Origin of the sequence: Falsochrobactrum tianjinense, assembly GCF_019100495.1 — a bacterium.
In the GTDB taxonomy this organism is placed as follows: Bacteria; Pseudomonadota; Alphaproteobacteria; order Rhizobiales; family Rhizobiaceae; genus Brucella; species Brucella tianjinense.
Genome location: NZ_JAHRVA010000004.1, coordinates 186,131 through 199,552, shown reverse-complemented (window position 1 = coordinate 199,552; position 13,422 = coordinate 186,131). Strand labels below are relative to the sequence as shown.

The following is a 13,422-nucleotide window of genomic DNA, read 5'->3' as shown; positions in this document are numbered from 1 at the left end:
AAAGCCTGCCTCATAATCGGTTGCGATTCTTCAAGATACTTACAGGATAAATTCATGAGCGAAGAAGCGAGGCCCAAAGGCATGCTGACCCTGCGGGTTCCGGCCATGCCGAAGGACGCCAATGCCGCATTCGATATTTTTGGCGGCTGGGTGATGGCGCAGATGGACTCTGCTTGTGGCATTCGCGCCGCCGAGCGTGCCAAAGGGCGTGTGGTGACGGCCGCAGTGCGGGAAATGTCTTTCGCAAAGCCGGTCAAGATCGGTGACACGCTCTGCGTCTATACCGAGGTCGTGCGCGTGGGGCGTACATCGATTACTCTGAAGGTCGAGGCTTGGGCGCAGCGCTATCTGACCCAGCAGATGGATCTCGTCACCCACGGCGAATTCGTGATGGTGGCGCTGGACGAAAACGGCAAGCCCACGCCACTGCCCGCCGAATAGCTACTATCGGTCTATTTACAGGTGCGATAACCGTTGCGCCGTGGCATCAAGTCGAAATGGAAATGATCGGCATGTTCGCGGTTATAACCGGGGCCCAGTACGGTGGTGAAATAATCGCAGGCATCCGACCGCACGCTGTTAAGCAGACCTTTCTCGCGAAAAGCGAAAAAGCCCGGCTTGCGCACTGAAATATTTTTGCCGTTATTGAGGGTGATTTTTGTTACGTCGATGGCGTTGCCGCGTGAGTGTTCGGACATTTTGGCACCACGACGATGGTTCATCGTGCGGCAGGAATAGCCGCCTGCATTATAGATCGTATTGACGCCGGAAAGATAACGCAGGCGGGCCGAGGGTTGCAGGTCACCTTTGATCCAGCGCGCGAAGGCTTCCGTCACCTGACAATTGAGTGTTGCCGCCGGTTTGAAGGCGATTGAGCCGCTGGCAAAGGCGCTTACCTCAATCGGGTTGTCGATATGGCAGCTATTGCTGCGATAGATGGAGGGCTTTTCGGTAAAGACTACTCCAAGCCGCTTCAGGCGGGTCCGGCAGGCGGCATCCGCATTGGACATGGTATAGACATTTTCGGCAGCCGAAACAGGATTCTGGATCGGTGAGGTAAAGCCGTAATCGCTGGAATATTCGGGCTGATCCTGGACCGGGCTGATGGCGTGGCTTTCTTCCTCTTCAGCCAGGCCGATAATGCGGTCTTCCTGCGGAGCAGCGGTCGCAACCGGCGCACCGGGAGCAATAATATCGTCCACATTGCCAATCTCCGCCTGAGGTCGCGGCGGGCGCTCGCCTGAACATCCCGATGCCACTGCGAGCAGTATCAGGGAGGCAGGCAATGAAGGATGGCGAAAGCGGTTGGACAACGCAACACTCATGTCCATGCCTTTCCTGTGCTCAAATCTGAGCGGGAATCTATCGGTTCCTCGTAATATTAGAAGAGAAGCGTAAACGAAGAGTCAGTGCGGCCATTAAGCTGTGTGGCGCAAAAGCGGCGATATATCCAATGTCCCTATTCGGCAGGTTCCGTTGCAGGGATTGATATGGGTTTGCGGTTCCAGAACATGGGAACCAGTTCCACCGCAAGCATGGCGGCAAAGAGCAGGCCGCAGCCGATAAAGCCGACGAAAGTGAGCCGGTCACCAAGGAACAGCGCGCCAAAAAAAGCCGCAAACAGGGCTTCTGAAGACAGAAAAATCGCAGCTTGCGCGGAAGTGGTATAGCGCTGCCCGATGGCTTGCAAGGTGAAGGCAAGGCCGGATGAAAATACGCCTGTGAACAGGAGCTCTTTCCAGGTGAGGGCAATGGCGCTCCAGTTGAAGTCTTCAATTACCCCGGCGATTGCAAAGCCGGCAATTGCGGCAGTTGCGAACTGGACGCAGCTTAGCATGATGGGGCGACCAGTGCGACCAGCCCGGCTTATGAGAATGACCTGCATGGCCCAGAATAACGCGCCGCTGATGATCAGCCAGTCGCCTTGTTTCAAGGCGTTGAGTTCGCCGCCCGAAAGAAGGAAAATACCTGCAAGGCAAGCCGCAGCGGCGGGCCAGACGACCGGATGCGGCCAAGTACGGAAGATCAGCACGCCAAGCACGGGGACCATCACGACGTAAAGGCCGGTCAGGAATCCTGCATTGGTGACGGAGGTCGTGATAAGCCCGATCTGTTGCAGGGCGAGGCCGATAAACAGCACCGCGCCGACCAGCATGAAGAAGAAATAGTTGGAAGGCTGCAATTTTTGCGCAGCACGCTTCCCCTCGGAGATGGCGAGCGGCAATATGGACAGAGATGCGATTGCTGAACGTATGGCAATGAACAGAAACGGACCGATGCTGGCCATGGCAGTGGATTGCGCCACAAACCCCATACCCCAAATGACGCCCGCCAGAAGAAGCAGTAAATTGGCCTGTACGCGCGTCATCGTCGCCTCTCGGAATGAATAAAGCCCGGCAAGCTGATTTCGCTTCGCGGAGCCATCCGAGCTATAGGCAATATAGCAGGAGGGAAGCAAGGGGACCTTCCACGATGCGACACTGATGCCGGCATGGCCATTTGGAGTCCAATTGACAGATTGCGATTTTCTTCGTGAAATAATCAGCGGAAATGCTATAGTCAAAGCGATAGCAATTTGAACGGTTCCGAAATACGTGTTTCGGTGACCGTTTTCTTTTTGTGTACCGGGGGTGTTTCCACCTTCCGGCGGGTTGTTTTGTGCCAAATTGAAGGCATGAGATAAGGTGGGCAATCAAACTGCCGCTGCGTCTGATCCTGAGGGAAGCGCGGCGGGCGACGGAAAGGACTGTATCGGGTATGGAAAAATTCCCTATGACCCCTCGCGGTTTCGAAAACCTCAAGGAAGAACTTCGCTGGCGCCAACAAAACGAACGGCCGCGGATCATTGAGGCTATCGCCGAAGCACGCGCGCATGGTGATCTCTCAGAGAACGCCGAGTATCACGCCGCGAAGGAAGCTCAGAGCCTGAACGAAGGCCGTATCAATGAGCTGGAAGATCTGGTCGCACGCGCCGAAGTGATTGATGTAACCAAGCTCTCCGGCGACAAGATCAAGTTTGGCGCTACCGTCACCATGATTGACGAAGACACCGAGGAAGAGAAAATCTACCAGATCGTGGGTGATCAGGAAGCCGATGTGAAGGAAGGCCGTATCTCGATTTCTTCGCCCATCGCGCGCGCACTGATCGGCAAGGGCGAAGGCGACACCATTGAGGTCAACGCTCCCGGCGGTTCACGCTCCTATGAAATTCTCGCGCTCAAATTCGTCTGAGACAGCCAGTGCAGGTTCCAGTTGAGGACGTCGAGGTCATCGCGCCTAATCTCAAGCGCCGCCTTTCCGGCGTGACCTCGACCATCGTGCAACTCATTCCTTTGCAGCGCGCGAAGGGATTGGGCATTGCAACCATGGGGCCGGGACTGCCCGACAGCCTGCCGCATCTTGGATGGGGCGCGGTTTTCTCTTTCTGGGCGGAACCGGTCAAACGCCGGTTTCGCATCTGGCATGCGCGGCGCAATATCGAGATGCTGGCGGGTATTTTCATGCGCGACGTGCTGTGCATGAAGTTACGGCTGGTTTTTACCTCCGCAGCCCAGCGTCATCACAAGCCCTTCACCAAATGGCTCATCCGCCGCATGAATGCAGTGATCGCGACAAGCGAACGCTCGGGCCGTTTTCTTAGAGTGCCGCATCAGGTTATCATGCATGGCGTGGACCTCGAGCGTTTCCATCCGCCGATGGGCGAAGAGGACAGTTTTACTGCTTCGGGCTTACCGGGGAAATATGCGATAGGCTGTTTTGGCCGTGTGCGACATTCCAAGGGAACCGATCTTTTCGTTGACGCGATGGTTGCGCTTCTGCCGCAATATCCCGAATGGACGGCTATCATTACTGGGCGCACGACCGCCGAGCATCAGCTATTTGAGGACCGCTTGAAAGCGCGCATTGCCGCCGCTGGCTTGCAGGATCGCATTCTTATTCTGGGTGAGGTGCCGGATGTGCGCGTCTGGTATCGCCGCTTGACGCTCTATGTCGCGCCGTCGCGCAATGAGGGGTTTGGCCTCACGCCGCTTGAAGCCATGGCCTCGCAGACGGCTGTGGTTGCAAGCGATGCGGGTGCTTATGCAGAAATGATTGTCGAAGGCACCGGCAGTTTTGTTCCAGCCGGTGATGGCGATGCGCTTCGCGATGCGATTGCGCCGTACCTCGCCAACCCCGCGATGGCCATGCATGATGGGAAAAATGCGCTGGCCCATGTGCGCGTAGCCTTCCCGCTCGAGCGGGAAGCTGATGCCATCAGCCAAGTCTATGAGCGGGTCTTCGCGGGATCACATAATTAGAGAATCATCAATGGCTCGTCCTTGACCGGACGGATGGTCAGTGCGGTGCGTACCGAATCCACATTGGGGGTAGCGGTCAATTCCTCAATCACGAATGTCTGGAACGAGTTGAGATCGCGTGCGACGCAATGGAGCAGGAAATCGGATTCGCCCGATACCATCCATGCGCGGCGAACCAGCGGCCATTGCTTGGTCTTTTCGGCGAAAGCCTTCAGATCTGCATCGGCCTGTCGATGCAGCCCAACCGAGCAGAAGGCCACCAGATCTTGCCCCAGAGCATTGCCGTTCAATATTGCGCGATAGCCGCGAATGATGCCGCTCTCTTCGAGCTTGCGCACACGCCGCAGGCAAGGCGGAGCCGAAATGCCAACCCGTTCAGCGAGTTCGACATTGGTGATACGCCCGTTATTCTGGAGCTCCCGGAGGATTTTCCAATCGATTTCATCCAGATCAGCCTTGATCGGCATGCAAAACTCCGCGCGCAAGGAAATTTCATTTCAGGGTAATTATAAAACATTCGGCGCCACAATAGCGCAATCTAACCTTGCTCATAACAAAAGATACAGCCGGATGTAAACCGTTCATGGTCCAGTCAACGCACCCAGAAAGTGCGTGTGAACAGAATAAATACAGTTACCAGCTCAAGACGGCCTGCCAGCATCAGGAATGACAGTACCCACAAGGCGGAATCGCCGATGGTCGAATAATTACCGACAGGGCCTATCGTGTCGCCAAGTCCCGGCCCAATGTTGGATAGCGCCGTCAATGCACCTGTGAAAGCTGAAACGAAATCGAGGCCCAGTGAGGCCAGCAGAACGGTGCCGATTATGAGCGAGGCGATGTAAAGGAACAGGTAGAGCAAAACGTTCTGGGCGATTTCGCCGGAAACTTCCGAAGAGCCGTAGCGGATTTTAATCACGGCATGGGGCATGATGAGACGCACCAGATTGGCCCGTGTCAGGCTCCACAGGATGATGAGGCGGTTCATCTTGATGCCGCCGGAGGTCGAACCGGCACAGCCGCCAAGGAAGGAGGCCAGAAAGAAAATGCCGATGGCTGGCGGACCCCAGAGGGAATAGTCCTCGGTCGCATAGCCTGTGGTGGTAATAACCGAGACGAAGTGAAAGGAGGCGGAAACGAGCGCGTCGCCGAAAGGAATATGCGATCCGGTCCGCAGCACGATCGCGAGAAGAAAGCTGAAGCCGATGACCAGCGTGAGAAAAAGCTTCATCTGCGGATCACTCAGCAGTTCGAGCCTGCGCGGCATGAACGCCTTGATATAAAGTACGAAAGGCAGTGCCGACAGCGCCATGAATATGGTCGCGACCACCAAGAGCAGTTGATTGTCTTCGTAAAAGCCCAGTGAGCTGTCATGGGTCGAAAAGCCCGCAGTCGCAATCGTGGTGAAGCTATGATTGACTGCGTCGAAAATGCTCATGCCCACGGCGAAATAGGCGACGATGCAGGCCGCCGTCAGGCTCAGATAGGCGCTGACGATGCCCAGTGCGATCTGGTTCATGCGCGGCAGGATTTTTTCCGATTTGTCGGAGTTTTCCATGTGAAAAAGCGCAAGCCCTCCGGCGCGCAGTGATGGCAGCATGAGCAGTGCCAGGCCGATGAAGCCGATGCCGCCGATCCAGCATAGCAAGGAGCGCCACAGCAATATTCCGCGCTGCATGTCGTCGAGGTTGAAAAGGGCCGTTGCGCCGGTAGACGTCACACCGGACATGGCCTCGAAAAAGGCGGTGGCATAGCTGATGGGCAGATGTGAAAAATAAAGCGGTATCGAGCCGAGGAAACTCGCGGTCAGCCAGAGACAGGCGGTCAACAGAAAACCCAGACGCGGGGTGAAACGAGCCGTACGGTTTTGTGTTGCCAGGAATATCAGCATGGAGAGCGCGCCGGTCGCCGCAGCCGAACGCACGAAGATCAGCCAGTCATCGCTGCCATCGCGTAAGTCGATGGCGGCAGGCAACAGCATGGCGACAGCCATGAAAAGGCCGAAACGCGCGCAGATATTGGCAACAGTCTGGTAAATGGCGATCGGCTCCGGCGGGTGGCGAGGCTTGTTTACGTTCTGCTTGTTTAATGCGGGATCGGCTCATCTGCAATGTGGCTGTGTTCCCTCATCGTGATTGATGGCGACAAGCTGTGGCTAAAGCACAGCAAATGCCTGTCAAACCTTGCAAAGAATCTGTGGCGGACCTACCTTGGCCACAATATCCGGGCATTGGCGAAAGTGGAGCGCGCGCAGGCGATTCTGATGAGCTGGCAGTCCGTGACCTTCTATTCTACGATCGGAGAAGCATCCCATGTCACAACGCCATGCGCCCGTTATAGTCATCGGCTCTGGACCGGCGGGCTATACGGCGGCGATCTATGCCGCGCGCGCTATGCTCAAGCCAATCGTCATTGCCGGATTGCAGCAGGGTGGTCAATTGATGATCACGACTGACGTGGAAAACTATCCGGGCTATGCCGAAGCGGTGCAGGGGCCGTGGATGATGGATCAGATGGCCAAGCAGGCCGAAAATGTCGGCGCGGAGATCGTGCATGACATCATCACCGAAGTCGAAACTACACAGCGCCCATTCCGCCTTAAGGGCGATTCCGGTACGGTCTATACCTGTGACGCTTTGATCATTGCGACTGGCGCGCAGGCTAAATGGCTGGGCCTCGAAAGCGAGCAGGCATTCATGGGCGGCGGCGTTTCCGCCTGTGCGACCTGTGATGGTTTTTTCTATCGCGGTAAGGACGTGGTGGTGGTCGGAGGCGGCAATACGGCGGTTGAAGAAGCGCTCTATCTGTCGCATATAGCCAAAAGCGTGACCGTTGTGCACCGCCGCGATGGTTTTCGCGCGGAAAAAATCCTGCAAGACCGGCTGCTTTCTCGTGAAAATGTGAAGATCGTCTGGAATAGCGTCATTGATGAGATTCTGGGTACGGAAGCTCGGCCCCCGATGGGGGCGACGGTAAGTGGCGTCCGCCTGAAAGATATCGTAACCGGCGAGACGCACGAACTGGATACGCATGGGGTGTTCATCGCTATCGGTCATGCCCCGGCGGTCGCGCTGTTCGAAGGCAAACTCAAGCAAAAGCCGAACGGCTATTTGTGGACGGCACCCGATTCAACCGCCACAGATGTACCGGGAATTTTTGCCGCCGGAGATGTTACGGACGATATTTACCGGCAGGCTGTCACGGCTGCCGGTATGGGTTGCATGGCCGCTCTCGAAGCCGAGCGCTGGCTGGCGGCACAGGAACCGCTGCATGAAGCTGCGGAGTGATGAGGGGAGAAAAACGTGGCCGCACCGCTGGACTGGGACAAACTGCGCATATTCCATGCGGCGGCTGAGGCCGGGTCGTTCACTCATGCCGCGCAGACATTGCGTTTGTCGCAATCGGCCATTTCGCGCCAGGTCAGCGCGCTCGAACAGGATGTCGGCGTTCCCCTGTTCCATCGCCATGCGCGCGGACTTATCCTGACCGAGCAGGGAGAGATACTTTATCGCACGGCGCATGATGTGCTGATGAAGCTTGAGAATGTTCGCTCCAAACTGTCGGAAAGCCGCGAAAAGCCTTCGGGACGTCTGCGCGTGACGACGACTGTCGGGCTTGGTTCCGGCTGGCTGGTCGAGCGTATTCAGGAATTTGTCGACCTGTATCAGGACGTGCAACTACAGCTCATTCTCGACAATGAGGAGCTCGACCTCACCATGCGGCACGCGGATTGCGCGATTCGCCTGCGCCAGCCGCAACAGCCCGATCTTATCCAGCGGCGTCTTTTCACCGTGCATATGCACGTCTATGCCTCTGCCGGATATGTCTCCAAATATGGCAAGCTCAATTCTATCGATGAGATCGACCAGCACCGCATCGTAACTTTTGGCGAGCCTGCGCCGAGCTATTTAACCGGGCTGAATTGGCTGGAGATTGCTGGGCGCTCTGATGCAAGCACACGCATTCCCGTGCTTCAGGTCAATAATCTTCTTTCTATCCGCCGGGCTGTGCAGCGCGGTGTCGGTATTGCCGTCTTGCCCGACTATATGGCGGACAAGGAGGCCGGATTGGTGAAGCTTCTGCCTGAGCTTGAAGAAATACCGTCCTTCGATACGTTCTTCTGTTATCCTGAAGCGTTGAAGAACTCCGCAAAGCTACATGCCTTCCGTGACTTCCTGTTCTCGAAGGCGCGCAACTGGACATTCTGATCCAGCGCGTCTTTTCCCGACGGCTTATCTTTTTCAACGATTCACGAAGTGATTCGCAGGTTGATTATTTGCCGGCTTCTTAATTGCGAAGGTCGAAATGTTGTTGTCTATGACGGGTGATAGTTGCCATCTTTCGATAAGGTATTGATTTTAAATAATATTATGCACGAAATAAGCCATGCGTAAAATGCATGGCTGCATTGCGCTAAATTCGTATTGCCAAAACAGTATGCAAGGAGCATATAAGGATCATCTCAGCGCTGCGTTTCCTCCTCCCATTTGCGCAGGCTGAGTGTTCCCCTCTGGAGGTTTGCCTCAAAGGCACCTTCAAAACTCAAAGCCAGACATTTGTCTGGCTTTTTTTTTGGCTTCGCCACCACCAATTCTGCAAGCCGGGCAAAGAAAAGGGGCCTTGCGGCCCCTTGGAAGTTTTCGTTTCGACGATTGAAATCAGCGCAGGCTGGCGCAGAAGCGTTGGATGCGGGTGCAGGCTTCTTCCAGCAGGGCTTCCGAGGTCGCATAGGAAATGCGGAAGTTTGGGCCAAGGCCGAAAGCCGAGCCATGGACCACGGCGACGCCTTCTGCTTCCAGAAGTGCCGTGACGAAATCTTCGTCAGTCTCGATGACCTTGCCGTCCTCGGTCTTCTTGCCGATCAATCCTGCGCAGGACGGATAGACATAGAAAGCGCCTTCCGGCGTCGGGCAATTGATGCCGGTTGCCTGATTGAGCATGGACACCACCAGATCGCGGCGAGCCTGGAATATCTTCTTGTTGGTAGAAATGAATTCCTGTGGGCCGTTTAGCGCTTCGACCGCTGCCCATTGTGCGATCGAACATGCGCCGGAGGTCTGCTGACCCTGAACCATGTCCATCGCCTTGATGAGCTGGAGCGGACCCGCGGCATAACCGATACGCCAGCCGGTCATGGCATAGGCCTTCGACACGCCATTCATGGTGAGCGTGCGCTCATAAAGCGATGGCTCGATCTGAGCGGGCGTGGTGAAGACGAACTCGCCATAGACCAGATGCTCATACATATCGTCGGTGAGAATCCAGACATGCGGATGGCGGACGAGAACGTCAGTGAGCGCCTTGAGTTCGGCTTCCGTATAAGCGGCGCCGGTCGGGTTCGACGGCGAGTTGAAGATGAGCCACTTGGTCTTCGGTGTGATTGCCTTTTCAAGATCGGCTGCGGTGAGCTTGAAATTATCTTCCAGCCTGGTGTTAACGAAAACCGGTGTTCCGCCGTTGATGGCGACCATTTCGGGATAGCTGACCCAGTAAGGAGCCGGAACGATAACCTCATCACCAGGGTTCAGAGTGGCCATGAAAGCGTTGAACAGGATCTGCTTGCCGCCTGTGCCGACAATGACCTGTTCCGGCTTATAGTCGAGGCCGTTTTCACGTTTGAATTTGGCGACGATGGCCTGACGCAGTTCGGGAATACCGGCCACAGGCGTATACTTTGTCTCACCGCGATTGATTGCGTCGATGGCGGCTTGCTTGATATTATCCGGCGTATCGAAATCGGGTTCGCCTGCTCCCAGGCCAATCACGTCCTTGCCCTTGGCTTTCAGTTCGCGCGCTTTCTGGCTGACGGCGATGGTCGCAGAGGGCTTCACACGTGAAAGGGCGTCGGCGAGAAATGCCATGATCGTTCTCCATGAATGGCAGGATCAGATAACCGGCACCGGGCATGGTCCGGTCTTGCGCCATTCCTATGTCTCATTGGCGCACAAATCGCAACAAAAGCTTTATCGTTTCGCAATTAATTCGCCTTTCTCGCGCTACTGCGTGGCTAGAACGGTCGAATTCATCAATCTGGCGACACTGTCGTTTCAATGAAACGGATTGGACAAGCCGCAATCGGGAAGACATGTTATAGCAGCACAGGAGAAGCAGATGCTGACACTCTATTCACAGCCCGATTCAGGAAACTGTTACAAGCCGCGGCTTTTACTGGCCAAACTGGGCAAGCCCTTTCGTCATGTGGTGATTTCCGCGCTGGACGGTTCCACGCGCAAGTTGGAATATCTGGCCAAAAATCCCAATGGCAAGGTACCGCTGCTGGAGTTGGAGGATGGGCGGTTTATTGCCGAATCAAACGCGATCCTTCTCCATCTTGCCGAGAATACGCGTTATTTGCCCAAGGATGCTTATGAACGCGCGCTGGCTTATCAATGGCTGTTCTTCGAGCAATATAGCCATGAGCCCTATATTGCGGTTCGCCGTGCCTTGATGTTCTATCCCGAACGCGCGCGGGAGGCGACGCCTGAACGTTTGGCCGCGACACTTGCGGGTGGCGAAAAGGCTCTGGGCGTAATGGAAACGCAGCTGCAAAAGGCGCCATTTCTGGCCGGACAGGGGTTGAGCGTGGCGGATATTGCGCTTTATGCCTATTCGCATGACGCTCATCGCTCCGGCTTCGATATGAAACGCTATCCGGCAGTGGAGGGGTGGCTTGGTCGCGTGGCGGCAGATGAGGGGCATGTGCCACTCGAATGGCTGCCTGCCTGATATGAAAAAGGCGGGGTGTTTGCCCCGCCTTTTCAATTCTACCCGTTATGCGCCGATTAGGCTGCAACGAGGTTGTCGGCAGACGAACGGCCCGAACGGCGATCCTGTACGATTTCGTACGAAACCTTCTGGCCTTCATCAAGCGTGGCAAGACCAGCGCGCTGAACGGCGGAGATGTGGACGAAAACGTCCGCGCCGCCCTGATCCGGCTGAATGAAGCCGAAGCCCTTGGTCGTGTTGAACCACTTTACTGTTCCCGTAGCCATGGGAAATTCCTTTGTAACGTTAGTAGTCGTGTAGTCCGCATGGTTCGCATACGTCCCTGTGAATCGAATTTATGGACAGGAGATCGTCAGGAAGCACGGACTGGCCGTACGGGTCGCAAAGTCACTTGACCGAAAAATCGATGGCGCCACTATATGTGACAAATTTGACCAATACAAGACAGCGCGATTTGCATTGTTCATTCATTTCGTTGCCGCATTTTTCGTGAGACAGTACTACGGAAACCGCTCCCCATGGAGCTTTTTCGCATGCCGGTACAGCGAGGTCGGACCATGAATGAAAGAAAGACCGCCAAAGCAGGGAAAAGCGACTCGCATCAATCCGACCATTCGCGTGCCGATGGCAGCGATCTTTTCTCGCAAGCCGGTATGATGGTGGGGGCGTTCTGGGCATCGCCTGTACGCAATGCGATTATCGCAATCGGCACTGGTATATTCGTGCTGATCGTTTTGATTGCAATTGGCCAAATTGCGGTCAATCGCTGGAATGTGCCTTTTTATGATGCGTTATCGCGGCGCGATCTGAACGAATTTTTTCACCAGCTTCTGGTGTTCTTCGCGATAGCGGGCACGGTCCTTATCCTCAATGTCTCGCAAACATGGCTGAACCTGATGCTCAAGCTCAAGCTGAGAGAGGGGCTTGCACGGGATCTGGTGGGGCAATGGCTGCAACCGGGACGGGCTTTCCGTCTCGCCAAGGCGGGAGAGATCGGCGTCAACCCCGATCAGCGCTTGCATGAAGACGCGCGCCATCTTGCCGAAATGACCTGTGATCTTGGCATCAACCTGCTGCAATCGACCGTTATTCTCGTCAGCTTCGTGGGTGTGTTGTGGTCGCTTTCAAGCGGCTTTGTCTTTCATATGCAGGGTTACAGTTTCTCGATCCCCGGCTATATGGTCTGGGCGGCTGTTATTTATGCGGGTTCGGCTTCGCTGCTCACCTGGGTCGTGGGGCGCAGCCTCGTCAATTACAATGCCAATCGCTACGCGCGCGAAGCGGATTTCCGCTTTTCGCTGATGCGGGTGAACGAACATATCGATGCGGTCACACTAGCGCGCGGCGAAGCTGACGAGCAACGCCGGATCAACCGCGATATCGATGCGGTACTGGCCGCAATCAAGCGCATCGTCACGGCAACGACCAGCTTGACATGGGTAACGGCAGGCTATGGCTGGATCACTATCATTGCGCCGATTCTGGTGGCCGCCCCGGTCTATTTTGCTGGCAACCTTACATTTGGCGGACTGATGATGGCCGTGGGAGCTTTCACGCAAGTCCATAATTCCTTGCGCTGGTTCGTCAATAATTTTGGCGCGATCGCTGACTGGCGCGCTACTTTGTTGCGCGTGGCAAGCTTTCGGCATGCAATTTTGCGCATGGACGAAATCGGCCATCTCGATCGCCAGATTGCAATGGATATCAATGGTGACGAACGTCTGACTATTGATAGCCTGTCGATTGCAGCGCCCGACGGCTGTCTCAATCTGGTGGAAAAAACCGCTGCTATTGAACCCGGCGAATATGTGCTGGTGACAGGCGCGACGGAAGGGGAACGCAGTCTGTTTTTTCGAGCGCTCGGCGGCCTGTGGCCGTGGGGCAGCGGCCGGATCGGCATGCCTGCGGGCGATCAGGTGATTTTTATTCCACGCGCGCCCTATATCCCACCCGGCGATCTGCATGAGGTTGTGGTCTACCCGCTCGATCGCAAGGGTTTCTCGCACAATCAGGTGGCTGAGGTGCTGAAGCTTGCGGGGCTGGAGCGACTCGTACCGCAAATTGACGACATCCTGCGCTGGGACCGGGCGCTGGTCGAGGATGAACAGCAATGTCTCGCTCTTGCCCGGCTTGTGCTGCAAAATCCACGCTGGATCGTTATTGATGGAGTGCTGGATGGCATGGATGAAGAAGCGAGGCAGCGCGCCTATGCCATTCTGACGGGTCATTTGAAGGATGCGGCCGTCATTCACATCGGCAAGACCCTTGGTCACGATGGTTTACTGAAACGGCAATTGCATCTGGAAATGGATCGGGATGCCGATCCGCTTCATGTGCCGCATCATAAAAGGCAAACGGAAATGGCCGGAGGTTTTCACCCCCGGCCATGATGCGTGTT

At 55.7% G+C, this 13,422-nt stretch carries 14 protein-coding genes and 1 pseudogene; 8 read left to right on the top strand and 7 right to left on the bottom strand.

Annotated features, from left to right (window positions below; translation table 11 throughout):
• Positions 1-54: 54 nt before the first annotated feature.
• Complete coding sequence (locus tag KUG47_RS10880; protein ID WP_217677985.1) at positions 55-441, top strand: acyl-CoA thioesterase; 387 nt, start codon at positions 55-57, stop codon at positions 439-441.
• Between the two features lie 11 nt (positions 442-452).
• Here the strand turns inward: KUG47_RS10880 and KUG47_RS10875 are convergent, their stop codons facing one another.
• Positions 453-1,325 (bottom strand): extensin-like domain-containing protein, encoded by an 873-nt coding sequence (locus KUG47_RS10875; protein ID WP_422718080.1) that lies wholly within the window; start codon positions 1,323-1,325, stop codon positions 453-455.
• A 134-nt stretch (positions 1,326-1,459) separates the two neighbouring features.
• A complete protein-coding gene (locus KUG47_RS10870; RefSeq protein ID WP_217677983.1) occupies positions 1,460-2,368 on the bottom strand; it encodes a DMT family transporter in 909 nt (302 codons plus the stop codon).
• A 389-nt stretch (positions 2,369-2,757) separates the two neighbouring features.
• Here KUG47_RS10870 and greA point away from each other — a divergent pair, with 389 nt between their 5' ends.
• On the top strand, positions 2,758-3,231 hold the full coding sequence (gene greA, locus KUG47_RS10865; protein ID WP_217677982.1) for a transcription elongation factor GreA: 474 nt from the start codon (positions 2,758-2,760) through the stop codon (positions 3,229-3,231).
• An 8-nt stretch (positions 3,232-3,239) separates the two neighbouring features.
• The gene (locus KUG47_RS10860; protein ID WP_217677981.1) at positions 3,240-4,298 is read left to right on the top strand and encodes a glycosyltransferase family 4 protein; all 1,059 of its coding nucleotides are present in this window, start codon (positions 3,240-3,242) and stop codon (positions 4,296-4,298) included.
• Here KUG47_RS10860 and KUG47_RS10855 read toward each other — a convergent pair.
• Positions 4,295-4,765: an Lrp/AsnC family transcriptional regulator gene (locus tag KUG47_RS10855; protein ID WP_217677980.1), complete on the bottom strand. Its 471-nt coding sequence runs from the start codon at positions 4,763-4,765 to the stop codon at positions 4,295-4,297. The genes KUG47_RS10860 and KUG47_RS10855 overlap by 4 nt on opposite strands.
• Before the next feature lie 125 nt (positions 4,766-4,890).
• Positions 4,891-6,291: a TrkH family potassium uptake protein gene (locus KUG47_RS10850; protein WP_217677979.1), complete on the bottom strand. Its 1,401-nt coding sequence runs from the start codon at positions 6,289-6,291 to the stop codon at positions 4,891-4,893.
• Between the two features lie 319 nt (positions 6,292-6,610).
• On the opposite strand from KUG47_RS10850, the gene trxB reads away from it, so the two are divergent.
• Both trxB and KUG47_RS10840 read left to right on the top strand, forming a co-directional pair.
• Positions 6,611-7,585 (top strand): thioredoxin-disulfide reductase, encoded by a 975-nt coding sequence (gene trxB / locus KUG47_RS10845; protein WP_217677978.1) that lies wholly within the window; start codon positions 6,611-6,613, stop codon positions 7,583-7,585.
• A 15-nt stretch (positions 7,586-7,600) separates the two neighbouring features.
• Entirely contained in the window at positions 7,601-8,506 is a 906-nt protein-coding gene (locus tag KUG47_RS10840; protein WP_217677977.1) for a LysR family transcriptional regulator, read from the top strand.
• 249 nt (positions 8,507-8,755) lie between these two features.
• Here the strand turns inward: KUG47_RS10840 and KUG47_RS10835 are convergent.
• A pseudogene (locus KUG47_RS10835) lies at positions 8,756-8,951 on the bottom strand (hypothetical protein).
• Positions 8,952-8,956: 5 nt separating this feature from the next.
• Positions 8,957-10,159 (bottom strand): pyridoxal phosphate-dependent aminotransferase, encoded by a 1,203-nt coding sequence (locus tag KUG47_RS10830; RefSeq protein ID WP_217677976.1) that lies wholly within the window; start codon positions 10,157-10,159, stop codon positions 8,957-8,959.
• Here KUG47_RS10830 and KUG47_RS10825 point away from each other — a divergent pair.
• Together KUG47_RS10825 and KUG47_RS10820 are read left to right on the top strand one after the other, a co-directional pair.
• Entirely contained in the window at positions 10,158-10,352 is a 195-nt protein-coding gene (locus tag KUG47_RS10825; protein WP_217678186.1) for a hypothetical protein, read from the top strand. The genes KUG47_RS10830 and KUG47_RS10825 overlap by 2 nt on opposite strands.
• A 57-nt stretch (positions 10,353-10,409) precedes the next feature.
• Positions 10,410-11,024 carry a glutathione S-transferase family protein gene (locus KUG47_RS10820; RefSeq protein WP_217677975.1) on the top strand — a complete coding sequence of 205 codons (615 nt, stop codon included), beginning with the start codon at positions 10,410-10,412 and terminating at the stop codon, positions 11,022-11,024.
• A gap of 56 nt (positions 11,025-11,080) precedes the next feature.
• Here KUG47_RS10820 and KUG47_RS10815 read toward each other — a convergent pair whose 3' ends face one another.
• Positions 11,081-11,290: a cold-shock protein gene (locus KUG47_RS10815; protein ID WP_109707345.1), complete on the bottom strand. Its 210-nt coding sequence runs from the start codon at positions 11,288-11,290 to the stop codon at positions 11,081-11,083.
• 252 nt (positions 11,291-11,542) lie between these two features.
• Between KUG47_RS10815 and KUG47_RS10810 the strand changes: the two genes are divergently transcribed.
• A complete protein-coding gene (locus tag KUG47_RS10810) occupies positions 11,543-13,414 on the top strand; it encodes an ABC transporter ATP-binding protein/permease (protein WP_217677974.1) in 1,872 nt (623 codons plus the stop codon).
• Positions 13,415-13,422: the final 8 nt, after the last annotated feature.